18 protein-coding genes are annotated in these 16,805 nt (G+C 54.0%); 15 read left to right on the top strand and 3 right to left on the bottom strand.

Annotated elements, in window-relative coordinates:
* Nucleotides 1–4 precede the first annotated feature (4 nt).
* The 5 genes from ACTVIM_RS12295 (at nt 5) to ACTVIM_RS12275 (ending at nt 5,060) form a co-directional block, all read left to right on the top strand.
* Nucleotides 5–1,273: a peptidase U32 family protein gene (locus ACTVIM_RS12295; RefSeq protein WP_033018037.1), complete on the top strand. Its 1,269-nt coding sequence runs from the start codon at nt 5–7 to the stop codon at nt 1,271–1,273.
* 3 nt (nt 1,274–1,276) lie between these two features.
* Nucleotides 1,277–1,912: a uridine kinase gene (gene udk, locus ACTVIM_RS12290; protein WP_144975591.1), complete on the top strand. Its 636-nt coding sequence runs from the start codon at nt 1,277–1,279 to the stop codon at nt 1,910–1,912.
* 107 nt (nt 1,913–2,019) lie between these two features.
* A complete protein-coding gene (greA, locus tag ACTVIM_RS12285) occupies nt 2,020–2,496 on the top strand; it encodes a transcription elongation factor GreA (protein ID WP_033018034.1) in 477 nt (158 codons plus the stop codon).
* A gap of 108 nt (nt 2,497–2,604) precedes the next feature.
* The gene (locus tag ACTVIM_RS12280; protein WP_445612755.1) at nt 2,605–4,374 is read left to right on the top strand and encodes a peptidoglycan D,D-transpeptidase FtsI family protein; all 1,770 of its coding nucleotides are present in this window, start codon (nt 2,605–2,607) and stop codon (nt 4,372–4,374) included.
* Between the two features lie 59 nt (nt 4,375–4,433).
* Nucleotides 4,434–5,060 (top strand): YrrS family protein, encoded by a 627-nt coding sequence (locus ACTVIM_RS12275; protein ID WP_445612754.1) that lies wholly within the window; start codon nt 4,434–4,436, stop codon nt 5,058–5,060.
* Nucleotides 5,061–5,131: 71 nt separating this feature from the next.
* Here the strand turns inward: ACTVIM_RS12275 and ACTVIM_RS12270 are convergent, their stop codons facing one another.
* Nucleotides 5,132–5,341, bottom strand: a complete 210-nt coding sequence (locus ACTVIM_RS12270) for a YrzA family protein (RefSeq protein WP_033018030.1) — start codon at nt 5,339–5,341, stop codon at nt 5,132–5,134.
* A 194-nt stretch (nt 5,342–5,535) separates the two neighbouring features.
* Here ACTVIM_RS12270 and ACTVIM_RS12265 point away from each other — a divergent pair, with 194 nt between their 5' ends.
* The 10 genes from ACTVIM_RS12265 to ytvI all read left to right on the top strand — a co-directional run bounded on the left by ACTVIM_RS12265 (nt 5,536) and on the right by ytvI (nt 14,751).
* On the top strand, nt 5,536–6,183 hold the full coding sequence (locus tag ACTVIM_RS12265) for a class I SAM-dependent methyltransferase (RefSeq protein WP_445612753.1): 648 nt from the start codon (nt 5,536–5,538) through the stop codon (nt 6,181–6,183).
* Nucleotides 6,184–6,198: 15 nt separating this feature from the next.
* Complete coding sequence (gene mtnN / locus ACTVIM_RS12260) at nt 6,199–6,903, top strand: 5'-methylthioadenosine/S-adenosylhomocysteine nucleosidase (protein ID WP_445612752.1); 705 nt, start codon at nt 6,199–6,201, stop codon at nt 6,901–6,903.
* Between the two features lie 28 nt (nt 6,904–6,931).
* Nucleotides 6,932–7,858 carry a PLP-dependent cysteine synthase family protein gene (locus tag ACTVIM_RS12255; protein WP_445614360.1) on the top strand — a complete coding sequence of 309 codons (927 nt, stop codon included), beginning with the start codon at nt 6,932–6,934 and terminating at the stop codon, nt 7,856–7,858.
* Nucleotides 7,858–8,991 (top strand): bifunctional cystathionine gamma-lyase/homocysteine desulfhydrase, encoded by a 1,134-nt coding sequence (locus ACTVIM_RS12250; RefSeq protein WP_445612751.1) that lies wholly within the window; start codon nt 7,858–7,860, stop codon nt 8,989–8,991. The genes ACTVIM_RS12255 and ACTVIM_RS12250 overlap by 1 nt, the downstream gene beginning before the upstream one ends.
* Before the next feature lie 61 nt (nt 8,992–9,052).
* On the top strand, nt 9,053–9,301 hold the full coding sequence (locus ACTVIM_RS12245; RefSeq protein WP_445612750.1) for a YrhC family protein: 249 nt from the start codon (nt 9,053–9,055) through the stop codon (nt 9,299–9,301).
* Between the two features lie 543 nt (nt 9,302–9,844).
* Nucleotides 9,845–9,988 (top strand): YrzI family small protein, encoded by a 144-nt coding sequence (locus tag ACTVIM_RS12240; RefSeq protein ID WP_081897239.1) that lies wholly within the window; start codon nt 9,845–9,847, stop codon nt 9,986–9,988.
* Between the two features lie 470 nt (nt 9,989–10,458).
* Nucleotides 10,459–11,172, top strand: coding sequence for an RNA polymerase sporulation sigma factor SigK (sigK, locus tag ACTVIM_RS12235; protein WP_033018020.1), 714 nt, complete (start codon nt 10,459–10,461; stop codon nt 11,170–11,172).
* A gap of 294 nt (nt 11,173–11,466) precedes the next feature.
* Nucleotides 11,467–12,735 carry a glutamate/aspartate:proton symporter GltP gene (gltP, locus tag ACTVIM_RS12230; protein WP_445612749.1) on the top strand — a complete coding sequence of 423 codons (1,269 nt, stop codon included), beginning with the start codon at nt 11,467–11,469 and terminating at the stop codon, nt 12,733–12,735.
* A 294-nt stretch (nt 12,736–13,029) separates the two neighbouring features.
* On the top strand, nt 13,030–13,623 hold the full coding sequence (locus ACTVIM_RS12225) for a DedA family protein (protein ID WP_445612748.1): 594 nt from the start codon (nt 13,030–13,032) through the stop codon (nt 13,621–13,623).
* Nucleotides 13,624–13,725: 102 nt separating this feature from the next.
* Nucleotides 13,726–14,751 (top strand): sporulation integral membrane protein YtvI, encoded by a 1,026-nt coding sequence (gene ytvI, locus ACTVIM_RS12220; protein WP_445612747.1) that lies wholly within the window; start codon nt 13,726–13,728, stop codon nt 14,749–14,751.
* Between the two features lie 332 nt (nt 14,752–15,083).
* On the opposite strand, the gene motB is transcribed toward ytvI, so the two are convergent.
* Together motB and motA are read right to left on the bottom strand one after the other, a co-directional pair.
* The gene (gene motB, locus ACTVIM_RS12215; RefSeq protein ID WP_445612746.1) at nt 15,084–15,860 is read right to left on the bottom strand and encodes a flagellar motor protein MotB; all 777 of its coding nucleotides are present in this window, start codon (nt 15,858–15,860) and stop codon (nt 15,084–15,086) included.
* Nucleotides 15,853–16,653, bottom strand: coding sequence for a flagellar motor stator protein MotA (gene motA / locus ACTVIM_RS12210; protein WP_445612745.1), 801 nt, complete (start codon nt 16,651–16,653; stop codon nt 15,853–15,855). Before motA ends, motB begins: the two co-directional genes overlap by 8 nt.
* Between the last annotated feature and the right edge of the window lie 152 nt (nt 16,654–16,805).

The raw sequence follows: 16,805 nt of genomic DNA, 5'->3' as shown, positions 1-16,805 counted from the left end.
CGTCATGCTTGTAAAAAATGACCGCATCTCCGAGATCGTTGACGGCAAGCGCGTCATCGTGAAAAAGCCGGAGCTGCTGGCGCCGGCCGGCAACTTGGAAAAGCTGAAAATCGCCGTCCACTACGGGGCGGACGCCGTCTTTATCGGCGGTCAAGAGTACAGCTTGCGCGCCAACGCCGACAACTTTACGATCGAGGAGATTCGCGAAGGGGTGGAATTTGCCAACCGGTACGGGGCGAAGGTGTACGTCACCGCCAACATTTACGCCCATAATGAAAACATTCCCGGCCTTGACGACTATTTGCGGGCGTTAGAGGAGGCCGGCGTTTCCGGCATCATCGTCGCCGATCCGCTCATTATCGAAACGGCGCGCCGGGTGGCGCCGAGGCTTGAAGTGCATGTAAGCACCCAGCAGTCGCTCACCAACTGGAAAGCGGTCCAATTTTGGAAAGAGGAAGGGCTCGAGCGAGTCGTGCTCGCTCGCGAAGTGAGCGCCGAAGAAATTCGCCAAATCAAAGAGAACGTCGATATTGAAATTGAGGCGTTCATCCATGGAGCGATGTGTTCCGCCTATTCCGGCCGCTGCGTGTTGAGCAACCATATGACGGCGCGCGACTCCAACCGCGGCGGGTGCTGCCAGTCGTGCCGCTGGGATTACGATTTATACCAGCTGTCTGACGGCCGGGAAATCCCGCTGTTTTCCGAAGGCGACGCCCCGTTCGCCATGAGCGCGAAAGACTTGAACTTGATCCGCGCCATTCCGGCGATGATTGAACTTGGCGTCGACAGCTTGAAAATTGAAGGGCGGATGAAATCGATCCATTACGTGGCGACAGTCGTCAGCGTCTATCGGAAAGTGATCGACGCGTACTGCGCCGATCCTGACCATTTTACGATTCGCGACGAGTGGGTGCGCGAGCTCGACAAATGCGCCAACCGCGAGACGGCGCCGTCGTTTTTTGCCGGCTTTCCCGACCATACGAACCATATGTATGGCACCCACAGCCGAAAACCGACGCACGAGTTCGCCGGCTTAGTGCTGGATTACGATCCGGAGACGGGCATCGCCACCATTCAGCAGCGCAACCATTTCCGGCCCGGCGACGAGGTCGAATTTTTCGGCCCGGAAATCGACAACTTTACCCAAGTGATTGAAACGATTTGGGATGAAGAGGGCAACGAACTCGATGCGGCGCGCCATCCGCTGCAAATCGTCAAGATGAAAGTGAAACGGCCACTCTTCCCGTACAACATGATGAGAAAGGAGAATTAGACGATGGGGAAGAAGCCCGTTGTCATCGGCGTCGCCGGCGGTTCCGGCTCCGGGAAGACGAGCGTCGCCAGGGCGATTTACGATCATTTCGGCGACCGTTCGATCCTTGTCTTGGAGCAAGATTTTTATTACAAAGACCAAAGCCATCTCCCATTTGAAGAGCGGTTGAAGACGAACTACGACCATCCGCTGGCGTTTGACAACGACTTGTTGATTGAACATATTCATAAGCTGCTTCGCTACGAGCCGATCGACAAGCCGGTGTATGACTATACGCTTCACACCCGCTCCCGTGAGGTCATCCGCGTGGAGCCGAAAGAGGTCATCATCGTCGAAGGCATTCTTGTGCTAGAAGATGAGCGGCTTCGCGACTTAATGGATATTAAAGTGTACGTCGACACCGATCCGGACATCCGCATCATCCGCCGCCTCCTTCGCGATGTGAAAGAGCGCGGCCGCACGTTTGACTCGGTGATCGAACAATATTTGTCCGTCGTGCGGCCGATGCACAACCAGTTTGTCGAACCGACGAAGCGTTATGCCGATGTCATCATTCCGGAAGGCGGACACAACACCGTCGCCATCGATTTAATGGTCGCAAAAATTCGCACGGTTCTTGAACAAAAATCAGTTTTATAATAACATAACAGAGACAAAACAATATATTATATAACAAGTAAGCGTACGAACAGCTGTTTTTCTGTTCGTACGTTTTACATAACGCAGAAGATAGAGGAGTGAGATGAATGGCGAATGAAAAGCAGTACCCGATGACGAAAGAGGGAAAAGAGAAACTGGAACAAGAGCTGGAGTATTTAAAAACGGTCAAGCGCAAAGAAGTGGTCGAACGCATTAAGATTGCGCGCGGGTTCGGGGATCTGTCGGAAAATTCGGAGTACGATGCAGCGAAAGACGAGCAGGCGTTTGTCGAGTCGCGCATTCAAATGCTTGAAAACATGATTCGCAACGCCGTCATTATCGAAGAAGATACGGAAAACCCGGATGTGGTCTCGCTTGGCAAATCAGTGACGTTTATTGAACTTCCGGACGGGGAAGAGGAGACGTACACGATCGTTGGCAGCGCGGAAGCGGATCCGTTCGAAGGGAAAATTTCCAACGACTCGCCGATCGCGAAGTCGCTTCTTGGCCGCCGCGTCGGCGATGAAGTGACGGTACAGACGCCGGGCGGGGAAATGATGGTGAAAATCGTCGCCGTCAACTAAGCGCGCTATGTTCGACCCGCAAAGCGGCCGCAGCGCGGAAAAATCGCCGCCCTAGGCACGTTTCAAATGAAAACACCTCGTCGAAACTGTTGATGAGGTGTTTTCTTTATGTGGAAGAAAAGGGCTATTGTCATGCTTGTCTTGATCGAAGCGGCGCTGTTTTTCATCGTGGGGCGGCTCGCGCAAATTCAGTTGATTGACACCGAATCGTTCGCGAATCATAATTTAATCGCCGAAAGCGTCGCCCAGCGCACACAGGAATTGGTCATCGATGACGGGCGCGGTTCATTTGTGGACCGAAACGGCAAGCCGCTGACGAAACGATCCGTACCGTCGCTTGTCTTATTTCCGTTTTTGAAGATGAGGCCATGGCCGATCGAACAAGTCGCCCGCGTGACCGGCGTTTCCGAAGAAGAAATCCGTCGCCAGCTCGAGCGGGCGGACGGCCCGTTCGTCTTAGAGAAAAACGGCGAACCTCTCGCCTTAAACGCTGAACAAATGAGGCAAATGAACCGCTTGCGCATCCCGGGCGTCTTTGCCGTCCATAAACAATATCCGCTCGAGACGCTGTACGCTCCGCATTTGCTCGGCTTTACGCGGCCGGACCGCGAGCTGTTGCGCCAACGCTATCCGAAACGGCCGCTTCCGCCCGGGACGGAAGTCGGCATTCAAGGGTTGCAGAAGGCGTTTGACGAATTTTTGCTCGCCGACGCCAAGACGAAATTGCTGTATCACGTCGATGCGGAAGGGCGGCCGCTGTTCGGGCTCGATGTCAAGTACAGCGATCCGAGCAATTCGTTTTACCCGGTCACGGTAAAAACGACGCTAGACCGCGACGTGCAGCGCGAGATGGAGCAGATCGTCGACCGATTCGGATTGAAAAAAGGCGGCCTCGTCTTGCTTGACGTTGACACTAACAGCGTAGTGGCCATGGTCAGCCGCCCGAATATGGATCCGCGTGATCCGTACAAAAACGGCGGGGCGGAAAACCAAATGGTGCTGCCGCACATCCCCGGCTCTGTTTTTAAAACCGTCATCGCCGCCGCGGCGCTTGACGAGGGAATCGCTTCGCCGACGACCACGTTTGATTGCCGCAAAACGATTGCCGGAGAGGAAGACCGGGAGCACGACTACGGGACGCTCGATCTGACGGACAGCTTCGCCGTCAGCTGCAACAATGCCTTCGCCACGCTCGGCAAAGAGCTGATCCGGCATGATCCCGGCGCGTTGGAAACGTATGCCGAAAAACTGGGGTTGTATCCGACGGCCGGCTGGGAAGGGCCGGTTTACCATGAAGAACATTTCCGCCAGTTTCCCGAGGAACGGAAAGGAACGATTTGGCACGATGCACGCGACAAGCGGGTGCCGCTGGCGGTCGCGCAAACGGCGATCGGGCAAAAAGATGTGCGCGTTTCGCCGCTTGGGGTTGCCAACATGATGGCGACGATCGCCCGTGGCGGCAAGGCGTGGAAAGTGCGGGCCGTCGATCAAGTGCTGTACAAAAACGGAGCCCCGCTGTTCTCGTTTTCCGCCGAGCCGGCGACCGGGCTGGAACCGATTACCCCGGCAACGGTTCGGCAGCTGCAGCAGCTTTTGCGCGGCGTCGTTACGAATCAGAAAGGCACCGGCCGCCGTTTTCAGACGCTGCCGTATCCAGTTGCCGGCAAATCAGGAACAGCGGAGACAGGAAAAAGGGAAGGGGACGTCGAACTGATCAATAAATGGTTTGCCGGCTATTTTCCCGCCGACCGTCCGAAATACGCCCTCGCCGTTGTCGAACTGGACGTCCCGGGCGGGCGCGCGGCGACCAACGAAGTGTTTGCCGCCGCGGTTGAAGCGCTTTACGCCCATGACCGCGCGCAAAAGGAAAACGAATAACGAATCGATGTAGAGAGCGGATTTGGTTGACATCTACAGCGAGGAAAGGAGAGGGGAACATGGCGCAAACGGAAACGCGCTTTGCCGCCCGTGCCAAACGGCGCAAAATGAACCGTTGGCTCAACGGGGCGATTGCGGTGGTGTTGCTGCTGATTGTAATGGTCGCTTGGAATTTGCTTTTTGGCGGAAAAGCGGATCAGCAAGCGGCCGGCAAAACGAAGCGGACGGAAGTGGAAACGGGCGCGGCGGTTGTCTCGAACGAAGAAAAAAAGCCCGCAGCGGGAAGCGACACCGCTGGTGGGGAAAACGAGGAGACCGCCGAAACGAAGGAAGAGGAATCCACTAAGGTGACGGAAACCCCGGGACCTCCGGGGTCAAATATCGAAAAAGAGATCGTCAATCCGGCTTGGCAGCCCGTCGGCACGACGCAATCCGAGCCTCATGAAACCGTGTTTGACGAAAACTCGGTCGATTGGAAGGAAATGCTTGATGCCGTCAGCTATGCGACCGGCATCGCGCCGGAGGAGATGATCGTTTGGTTCATTGGCAACAATGGGCCGAACAAAGCGGTGGCGACGATCTCGACGAAGGGGCAAACCGCTCACTACAGAGTGTATATCGAATGGGTAACCAATGAAGGCTGGAAACCGACGAAGGTGCAAAAATTGAAGCAAAGGCCGTCATAATGCCGGCGAACGCGCGGCATGGATGGCGGCGGGAGCAAAAAGCAGGTGCCCAACCGCCGTCTGGGCACCTGTTATTTTTTCGCTTTAAAATGGACGACGGCGCTGTAAAACCGTTTTCCGTTCTCCATCACATGCATTTGATGGGCAACGTGATGGACGGAAAGCAGCAGCGCTTTATTATGTTCAATTTGTTCGTTAATCTTTTTCTCGAGCGTCCGCAAATCATCCGCCTCAAAAAATTCAATTTTGTCCTCGATCAGATCAAGGGAAATGTTGACCATCGCGCTCCCTCCTTTCCATTGCCAGTGTAGCAAATTTTCCCGCCGTCATCCACCGGTCGCGCTGGGGAACAATACGAATGATCAATCGGCATGATCGTTGAACAAAGAAAAAACTTATGCTACATTGAGAGCAGGACCGCGCAAAAGACATACTATACTCATAGGAATTATAAACTTTTATGGAGCGTGACCGTATGGGTAGAGAATTTCTTGATTTATTCGAACAATGGGCCGAGTCGTACGACCAATCGGTAGAAGGTCATGATGAGCAATATCGCGATGTATTTGCCGGCTACGGCCGCATTTTGGACGTGGTCGCCGACAAAGCGGGCCAAGTGGTGCTCGAATTTGGCGTCGGCACCGGCAATTTGACGAAAAAGCTGCTCGAACGCGGCAAAACGGTGTACGGCATTGAGCCGTCAGCGCCGATGCGCCAAAAAGCGTTGGAAAAACTCGGCGGTCGGGCCGTCATTATGGACGGCGATTTTTTGCGTTTTCCGCTGCCGCCGGAGCCGATCGACACGGTGGCGAGCACGTATGCTTTTCATCATTTGACCGATGCGGAAAAAGGGGAGGCCATCGCCAAATATAGCCAACTGCTCCGCCCCGGTGGTAAAATAGTGTTTGCTGATACGGCGTTTCGTGATAAAGCCGCGTTCCGCCAAGCGGTTGAAGCGGCGCGGGCGCGCGGGTTCCACGATTTGGCCGACGATCTGGAGCGCGAATATTATACGACGCTCGACGTATTGGCCGCGCTGTTTGCCACCCACGGCTTTTCCGCTTCCTTTACCCAGCAAAACGCGTTCGTCTGGCTGATGGAGGCGGTAAAACAAATCGACTGAGAAAGAGGGAGAACGATGAAAGCAGCGATTATTGGAGCAATGGAAGAAGAAGTAGCGATGCTGCGCGCGCGCATGGAAGGACGCGAGGATACGGCCATCGCCGGGTGCGAATTTTCCGCTGGGCGCCTCAACGGAGTGGAGGCGGTGTTGTTGAAGTCCGGCATCGGCAAAGTGAATGCCGCCATGGGGACGACGCTGTTGCTTGACCGTTTCCGTCCCGATGTCGTCATCAACACCGGCTCCGCCGGAGGATTTTTGCCGTCATTGCGCGTCGGTGATCTCGTCATTTCGGAAGAGGTCGTGCATCATGACGTGGATGTGACCGCCTTTGGCTATGCGTATGGGCAAGTGCCCGGCTTGCCGGCGCGCTACCGGGCCGATGAGACGCTTGTCGAGGCGGCAAAACAAGCGGCAACCCAGCTGAACGGCCTCCAAGCGGCCGTTGGCTTGATCGCCACCGGCGATTCGTTTATGAACGACCCGGAGCGCGTCGAGTTTGTGCGCGGCCAGTTCCCGGAACTGTGCGCCGTTGAGATGGAGGCGGCGTCGATCGCCCAAGTGTGCGTGCAGTTTGGTGTGCCGTTTGTCGTGATCCGGGCGCTTTCCGACATCGCCGGTCAGGAATCGGACGTATCGTTTGAACAGTTTTTGGAGACGGCGGCGAAACACTCGGCTGAGCTTGTTTTATCGATGCTTTCCATTCTCGGCGCGAGAAGTTAAACGAGTGGAAGGAAACGGAGTGACATCGATGCGGGTAGCCAAAGGCATTCATGAATTGATCGGGCGCACACCGCTAGTGGAAATTACGCGCTTTCCGCTGCCGGAAGGCGTCCGCTTGTTTGCCAAGCTCGAGTATTTCAATCCGGGCGGAAGCATCAAAGACCGGCTCGGGCAGGAATTGTTGCGCGAAGCGTTCGAATCGGGGAAGCTGAAAGAAGGCGGTACGATCATTGAGCCGACGGCCGGCAACACCGGCATCGGCTTGGCGCTGGCGGCGATCGGCAAAAACATCAACGTCATCTTTTGCGTTCCGGAAAAATTTAGCATCGAAAAGCAGCAGCTGATGAAAGCGCTCGGGGCGCAAATTGTCCATACGCCGACCGAGGAAGGAATGGAAGGGGCGATCCGCAAAGCGGAAGAGCTCGCCCGCACGATTCCCGGCGCGTATTGCCCGCAGCAGTTTCGCAATCCGGCCAACCCGCGGACGTACTACAAGACGCTCGGGCCGGAGCTGTGGGACGATTTGGACGGCCAGATTGACGTCTTTGTCGCCGGCGCCGGTTCCGGCGGCACGTTTATGGGAACGGCGACGTTTTTAAAAGAGAAAAATCCGGCCATTAAAACGGTGATCGTCGAACCGGAGGGCTCGATTTTAGGCGGCGGCGAACCGGGTCCGCATCGAACGGAGGGGATCGGCATGGAATTTTTGCCGCCGTTTCTGGATCCGGCGTATTTTGACGCCATCTACACGATCGCGGACGATGACGCGTTCCGCCGCGTGAGCGAACTAGCCAGACAGGAAGGGCTTTTGGTCGGCAGCTCGTCCGGCGCCGCCTTTCACGCCGCCTTGCTTGAGGCCGAGAAGGCGAAGCCGGGAACGAACATCGTCGTCATTTTCCCCGATAGCAGCGAGCGGTATTTAAGCAAAAACATTTACGAAGGTGGAGGATCGTGATGAGACGAAAAACGCTGCTCATCCATGGCGGCATTCCGAGTGACCCGCATACCGGAGCGGTGTCGGTGCCGATTTATCAAGTGAGCACGTACAAGCAGGAAGAGATCGGGAAGCATAAAGGATTCGAATATTCGCGCACCGGCAATCCGACGCGCGCGGCGCTTGAGAAACTGATTGCTGAGCTTGAAGGCGGCGTGGCCGGGTTTGCTTTCGCTTCCGGGATGGCGGCGATTACCGCCGTCATGATGTTGTTTGACAGCGGCGACCATATCGTGATCACCGATGACGTTTACGGCGGCACGTATCGGGTGATGGCGAACGTATTTAACCGGTTCGGACTTGATGCGACGTTTGTCGACACGAGCGATGTCGCCAACATCGAGGCGCACATCCGCCCGAATACGAAAGCCATTTACGTGGAAACGCCGACCAATCCGTTGTTAAAAATTACCGACTTGCAAGCGGCGGCCGCCATCGCCCGTACGCATGGGCTGTTATTGATCGTCGATAACACGTTTTCGACGCCGTATTTCCAAACGCCGCTTGAACTGGGCGCCGATATCGTCATTCATAGCGCGACGAAATATTTAGGCGGCCATAGCGACGTCGTCGCCGGCTTGGCGGTCGTCCGTACCGCCGAGCTCGCCGAGCGGCTTCATTACGTGCAAAATTCGACCGGCGGCATCCTTGGACCGCAAGATTCGTGGCTGCTTATGCGCGGGATCAAAACGCTCGGCGTGCGGATGGAAGAGCACGAACAAAACGCGCGGGCGATTGCGGCCTTTTTGGCCGAACATCCGGCGGTGGCGCGCGTGTATTACCCCGGGCTTCCGGAGCATCCGAACCATGAGTTGGCGAAAACACAAATGCGCGGGTTCGGCGGCATGATTTCCTTTGACGTCGGCAGCTTGGAGCGAGCGGAAACCGTCCTGTCGCGCGTTCGCTTCTTTACGCTCGCCGAAAGTTTAGGAGCGGTCGAAAGCTTAATTTCATTGCCGGCGAAAATGACTCACGCCTCGATTCCGAAAGAGCGGCGCGAACAGCTCGGCATTACCGACGGGCTCATCCGCCTGTCGATCGGGTTGGAAGACGTCAACGATTTGCTTGACGATTTGGCGCAAGCGCTTGGCTGAAATTGCCGCTCCCCCTTTTTCGCCCGTTATGGTACAGTGAGGGCGAGAGGAGGAATCGGCAGTGACTGAACGACAACGGAACGAGCTGCGTGCGAAAACGGGCGATTTCACGATGTACAGCTTAGTTTTGTTCGCGCTTGGCGCGTTTCTCTATTTAGGTGCGATCATCCCGGGCGCGCTGGCGGCGGCGGACAAACCGTTCGCTTTGCTGGCTGTCGCCGGCTGTTTGGCCGCGGCATTGTATTGCTCGCGCCGCGCCGCCCGCTATCGCCATCAGCTCGAGGAACAAGACAACTCGTTTGAATCGTGAAAGGACTTGTTCAAAAGTCCGTCTACCAATCCGCGGCGGAAGCGTAAAGCGCGGAGAGGGGGCGGAAAGTTCCATGGGCAGCGCGATCTGCTCTCCATCTAGGGATGGGAATCCATGCTAGTTCATCATTTTCACAGAAATGTTTTTCCATCCACCCGGGGATGGAAATTCGCGCCAGTTCGGCATTTTCACAAAAAACCGAACAACTTCGTCATTGAGAGACGAATCGGAAACAGGGATGTTGTCTTATTTTTCAAAAGAATGGTTTACAACGGAACTGATTTTGGATATAATTACCTTCGTAACGTCATTTCCGAAGGGAGGTCGAAGACGATGATCATGACGATGTGGACGACACCGCTCGATGCTTGCCAACTAAAGGCTATTCGACCTTCCGCTGACCGGGAATGACGCACCATGACCACGAACAACAGCCATCGGGCCGCAGAAGGAGAGTAGTCTCGCTTTCTGCGGTTTTTTGCTTGGCAAGGCCGCAGAGGCGTTTTCCTTCTGCGGCTTTTTGTTTCGAAAGGGGGGAGGAAGATGACGATCCATTTGTTTTTTGTGACGATCACGATCGAGCGGAAGGCCCCGCGGCGGCGCAACATCGAACAAGAGCGGTTGCGGCGTGCCGCCGAAGAGGAGCTGCTTGACCGCAAATGTTCTGTCCATCACCGGCTGTTTTAAAAATGACAGAGGAAAGGGGAGATGATTCATGTTGATGGCACGAGGATGGTTGATGATGTGGCTTGAACGGACGGGCGATTCGACTTGACTCGGCGAGGAGGGACGCGCATGCTGCGTGTGCTGTTGTTGACGGTCGAATTTCACCAATTGTTCAAACTGTGGCGCAAGCGTTCCTCGTCTTCTTTGGTAAAATAAAAACAAACGAGTCAAGGAGGGAACGGGGATGTTCACCATCGTCATGGCAGTGGTGATTACAGTGTCCATCGCGCTCGTCATCGCTGCGGAAGTGAGCGTCGAGGCGGAGGCTTAGGCGGACGGTTGGTTCGTTCAGCGCCTAGAGCGGTGTTCCACGAGTGCCGGCTTGTTTTAAGAGCCGGCGCTATTTTTTTGTCCAGACACGGACAACGTCGCTCCCGCATATACATCATCATAGACGGTTTCCGTCAATGACAGCAGGCGGGGGTGAGAGCATGTCCGGCATTGTTTCGGTGTTTGCGTTTTTGCTGAAAGAGCTGACGTTTCTTGTTTCGTATATTAAAAACAATGCATTTCCCCAGCCGTTAAGCGCCAAAGAAGAGGAAAACTATTTGGCACTGATGGCGAAAGGCGACGAACAAGCCCGCAACCGGCTTATCGAACATAACTTGCGCCTTGTCGCCCATATTGTGAAAAAGTTTGAAAATACCGGTGAAGAAGTGGACGATTTGATTTCGATTGGCACGATCGGCCTCATTAAAGCCATTGAGAGCTATTCGCCGGGAAAAGGGACGAAACTGGCGACGTACGCTGCCCGCTGCATCGAAAATGAAATTCTTATGCACTTGCGCTCGCTGAAAAAAACACGCAAAGATGTCTCGCTGCATGAACCGATCGGCCAGGACAAGGAAGGAAACGAAATCAGCCTGCTTGATATTTTAAAGTCCGAAGGCCAAGATATTGCCGACGAAATTCAGCTGAACATGGAGATCGAACAGGTGAAAAAATATATCGAGGTGCTCGATGAGCGCGAAAAAGAAGTGATCATCAGCCGGTTTGGCCTCGGCCGCCAGCGCGAGAAAACGCAGCGGGAAATCGCCAAAGAACTCGGCATCTCAAGAAGCTACGTTTCGCGCATCGAAAAGCGGGCCTTGATGAAAATGTTTCATGAGTTTTACCGTCAGGAAAAAGAAAAGCGACGGACATAGAAGGCTGGATAGGGCTTTACCATTTCCTTTTTCAATTGGAAAAACCTTGTTGCATCGTTCCTGCTTTTTACACGTTCCCCACTGATGAAAGGAATCATCGGTTTTTCCCCAGCCGGATCAAGGGAAGCGCTGTTTCGTTCGGCAGCGCTTTTTTTATTTTAAGAAAATTATAAAATAACGATAAACCTTGGAGGAAAGCGAATTCATTCAATGATATTGACATTTTTTATTTTTAATAGTAAAATAATTTTGTCGCTTTTTGTCTAATTTTGTCTAAAGGAGGCGAAACAGATCGTGAAAAAAATCGGATTAGCATGGCAGATTTTTATCGGCCTGATTCTCGGGATTGTCGTAGGGGCTCTGTTTTACGGAAACCCGAAAGTCGCGGTGTATTTGCAGCCAATTGGAGATATTTTTCTCCGTTTAATTAAGATGATCGTCATTCCGATCGTCGTGTCAAGCTTAATCGTCGGCGTCGCCAATGTCGGTGACGTGAAAAAACTCGGGAAGCTCGGTGCCAAAACGATCATTTACTTTGAAATCATCACGACGATCGCTATTGTTGTTGGACTTTTAGCAGCGAATATTTTCCAGCCGGGCACCGGCGTCAATATGAAGTCGCTCGAGAAAACGGATATTCAGTCGTACATTGATACGACGAACGAAGTGCAGCACCATTCGATGGCGGAAACGTTTGTCAACATTGTGCCGAAAAACGTGTTTGAGGCGCTGTCAACAGGGAATATGCTGCCGATTATTTTCTTCTCCGTGATGTTTGGTTTGGGAGTGGCGGCGATCGGGGAAAAAGGGCAGCCGGTGCTGCGCTTTTTCCAAGGCACCGCGGAAGCGATGTTTTATGTGACGAACCAAATCATGAAATTCGCGCCGTTTGGCGTGTTTGCCCTCATTGGGGTCACCGTGTCCAAATTTGGTGTCGCGTCGCTGCTGCCGCTCAGCAAGCTTGTCATTCTCGTCTATGCAGTGATGGCGTTTTTCGTCGTTGTCGTGCTCGGCATCACCGCGAAATTGGTAGGAATCAATATTTTCCATATCATAAAAATTTTAAAAGACGAACTCGTGTTGGCGTACAGCACGTCCAGTTCGGAAACGGTATTGCCGAAGATCATGGAAAAAATGGAGAAGTTCGGCTGTCCGAAAGCGGTCACATCGTTTGTCATTCCAACTGGCTATTCCTTTAACCTTGATGGGTCGACGCTGTATCAGGCGCTGGCGGCGATTTTTATCGCCCAGCTGTATGGCATCGATATGCCGCTGTCCCAGCAAATTTCGCTAGTGCTCGTGTTGATGGTGACGTCAAAAGGCATCGCTGGCGTTCCGGGCGTTTCGTTCGTCGTCTTATTGGCGACGCTCGGCACGGTCGGCATTCCGGTTGAAGGATTGGCGTTTATCGCTGGCATCGACCGCATTTTGGACATGGCGCGCACGGCCGTCAATGTCGTAGGCAACTCGCTGGCGGCAGTGGTCATGTCGAAATGGGAAGGGCAGTATGACGAAGAGAAAGGGAAACGATACATGGCGGAGCTACAGAAGCAAAGCGCTTAACCGAAAAGCGGCTGACGAGGCAGCCGCTTTTTCTTTTGATCGCTAGCCATGTGTAGTATAATAAAATAGATTGGAAGGCTCGGAAAACCGCATCCACGAGTCAATCACCGGCCCCCTAGATGGGGAAAACAACGCCATATCAAATTATGAGCCAATTATGAGCCAAAAAAATATCGGCGCGCTTCCGGTTGAGATGTGGAAAACAACGTCATCCCGTCTTTGGACAAATCGGGGTGGTGACACGACAATGTCATGTGAAACAATACAGCCACTTCATAGCAAGGAGGAACGACGGTGCACGAAGCTATTCAATCGCTGTTTTCGTTTTTGATCGGTTTAGGCTATGCCGGTATCGCTCTGGCCTTGATGGTCGAGGTGATTCCTAGCGAGATCGTGCTCGCTTATGCCGGCTATTTGGTGGCTCGGGGCGAGATCACCTTTGCCGGGGCGGTGGCGGCTGGAACCTTCGGCGGCGCGGTGGCGCAGCTGTTTTTATATTGGATGGGGGTTTACGGCGGCAGACCGTTTTTAGACCGATACGGGAAATATATTGGCATTCAGAAAAAACATTTGGATGTGGCAGAACGTTGGTTTGCGAAATTCGGTCCTGGCGTCATTTTCAGCGCCCGCTTCATACCGGTCGTCCGCCATGCGATTTCCATCCCTGCTGGCATCGCCCGAATGAAGTGGCTGCCGTTTCTCATTTACACCGTGCTGGCCATCGTTCCATGGTCCATCTTGTTTATTTGGCTCGGGGAGCAGCTGGGCCGCCGCTGGCGGCAGATCGATGAAATAGCGGCCCCGTACGTTCAGCCGGCGATCGCAGCGGCAGCGGTGGCAGCAGTGATTTACATCGTTTGGAAATGGCGGCGCCGCGCTGCCGAATAAAAACCGAGCGCGTCAAATAGTTGCTCGTTTTGTATGCGGTCCGCTATAGTTATACATGAGCCCATCGCGTGGCTCAAATTTGATAAAAAATGAGGGAAGAACGTGAAACGTTGGCTTTTGATCGTGCTGCTGCTCGCTGTGGGGGTATGGCTTGTGCCATACAGCGTACCGCTTCTGTTGGCGCTCGCTACGGCGCTGTTGCTCGAGCCGTCCATCCGCCGCTTGCAACAAACGTATCGGCTGAAGCGCGTTCATGCCGTTACGGCCATTTTTTCGCTGTTTATCGTCATCGTCGGTGTTTTGCTTTACGTTCTCATTGTCATTTTTGTTGAGCAGGTGATGGCGCTCTCGCAAAAGCTGCCTGCCTTCCTCAGCGAAGCGACGAAAGTGTTGGATCGTCTCATTCAAACATGGCAGTCGTATTCGAGCTCGATTCCGCGTGAAATCATTGAATCATTGGAGCGCGGCGTCAATACGGTGCAACAAATGTTGCTGTCGTTTGCGAGCAGTTTGACGCAGTCGCTCGTTCATTATATTGCCGCAGTACCCGCGTTTTTGATTCATTTTTTGGTGTATATCGTCGCCTTGTTTCTCATTTGCCTCGATTTGCCGCGGCTGAAGCAAGGGGTGCGCCGCCATTTATCGGAGCGCACGGAACAGCGGCTGGGGATGATCGTCACCCAGCTCAGCAAAGCGGCGGTCGGTTTTATCAAAGCGCAGTTTCTGCTCAGCGTCATCACGTTTTTCCTCGCCTTGGCCGGCCTGGTGGTGCTAGGGATTGATTACGCCGCCCTTATGGCGCTCGTCATTGTGATTGTCGATATTTTGCCGATTTTGGGAACCGGGTCGGTATTGGTGCCGTGGGGGATCATCAGCATAGCGAACGGGGATAAAGCGCTCGGCATCGGTCTGATCGTGTTGTTTGTCGTCATTACGGTGGTGCGGCGGATCATCGAGCCAAAAGTGTTTTCGACCAATTTGGGTATTTCCCCGCTTGCGGCGTTAGTCAGCGTTTATCTCGGCTTTCAGCTGCTCGGCTTCATCGGGCTGTTTGTTGGGCCGGTCGTTGTCATTTTGGTCGAGGCGCTTGCCAAAGCTGGGGTTATTCGATGGACGATCAAACTTTGAGGAACGAAAAACGGGGCTGGCAACGGATCGTCTCAGCAACGGGGGCGGGAACGGCCGCCAAAAAAAAAACGAGGGTGTCCAAGAAAGCGGGACACCCTCGTTGCTGTGTCAAGCGCTGTGCGCCTGCGATCTCGGTTTGCGCCACAGCGGGCGGTTTGGGGCTGACCTCGAGGCCGGCGAAAAGGACGATGGCATAAAGCGGCCGCCTCTTGCGTGTCGAGAAAAGCAGCATTTAAAGGTCGTGAACTGCTCCCACTTAACTTTGCTTGAAGTGGGAGACTTCGTTTCGGAATGATGTTAAATGGCAAAAGCGCGATGATGCCCCGAAGAGGTCAGCGAGCCGATGACGGGGAAGTATCAGAGCGCGGCAAAATCAAAATTTCCACGCGCCGGTTTTTCATCCGCCCGGCGGCCGTCGCGTTGGAAGCGATCGGTTTGTATTCGCCGTACCCTTTCGCGCTGAAGCGGCGTGGGTCCAACTGTTTGTTTTCGAGCAGCACTTTCATAAAGTTCACGGCGCGCATCACGCTCAGCTCCCAGTTGGAAGCGAATTGCGCGTTGTGGATCGGCACGTTGTCCGTGTGGCCGCTGATAATGATGTCGCGCGGCGGGTTCATGACGAGCAGCTTGGAGATTTCTGCCGCCAAACGCCGATCTTTGATGCGCACATCGGCACTGCCGGAGTCAAACAAAATGTCGTCTAAGATCGTGATGGCGAGCCCTTCATCGTCCAGTGATGTCTGCAGCTTTCCGCTAAGTTTGTTTTGGCGGATGTAGGCATCGATTTTCGCTTTGATTTCCGCCAGTTCTTCTTTTTCCTGTCCGCTGACCGAACGCGAAGGGGGGGATGATCGCTCTTGCCCTTTTTCATCTTGGTCGGGCGGTGTGATCGGCTGCACAGGGCTCTGAAAGTCGAGCACCCCGGTTCCGCCGGCGAAGGCGGTGTTGAACGAGCGAGCGATTTCCTGGAATTTTTTCTGATCGATTTGGCTGCTGGCGAACAAAACGATGAACAAGGCAAGCAGCAACGTCAACAAATCCGCGTACGGAATGAGCCATGATTCATTGATATGTTCCTCATGGCCGCCCTTTTTTTTCTTGTTAGCCATTGACGGCTTCCCCTTCGTTTTGTGGTTCGATCAAGTGCTCCCGTTCGCTCTCCGGCAAATACGAGGCGAGCTTTTGCTCGATCGTCCGCGGGGCTTGTCCTTCCAAAATGGACAGCACGCCCTCAATCATGATGTAGCGCACCTTCGCCTCTTCCTTCGATTTTCGCCGCAGCTTATTGGCAAACGGATGCCAAAGAACATAACCGGTAAAAATCCCGAGCATTGTCGCCACGAACGCCGCGCTGATGGCATGGCCGAGTTCGGCGATATTTTCTAAGTTGCCGAGCGCAGCGATCAAGCCGACAACGGCGCCAAGCACTCCGAGCGTCGGCGCATACGTGCCCGCTTGGGTGAAAATGGCGGCGTTCGCTTCGTGGCGCTCTTCCATCGCCGCAACTTCTTCCGTCATGACGTCGCGGATGAATTCTTGCGTTTGGCCGTCAATCGCCATGCTGAGCCCGTTGCGCAAAAACGGGTCATCAACATCATCCAATTTGGCCTCAAGCGCCAGCAGCCCTTCGCGGCGGGCGATGTTGGCCCACTCGACAAAAAGCGGGATCAATTGCTCCACCGTCGGCGTGGACGATTCAGTAAAAATAATTTTCAATAGCTTCGGCACTTTTTTAATTTCGCGCGTTGGGAAGGCGATGGTAACGGCAGCGGCCGTTCCGACAAGAATGATGAGAATGGCGGCCGGATTGATTAACACAGCCGGCGACACGCCCTTAAAATACATCCCTAACCCAATGCCGATGATCCCAAGAATGAGACCGATGATCGATGTTTTGTCCAACTGGATCCCCCCGTTTTTTCTCCAACGATCTATGCTATGGGCGTTTGATGAAGAAACCATATTTATCATATACTGAATAGAGAAGGTTGAAAAGGGAAAATGGTGTGACTTTGGGCATAAAAAAAGCCGCCCAGTCGATAGGCCATCGGCAA

It is taken from the genome of Geobacillus sp. YF-1, assembly GCF_052692335.1.
The sequence above is the reverse complement of the archived record's forward strand: the minus strand, read 5'-3'. Positions and strand labels throughout refer to the sequence as shown.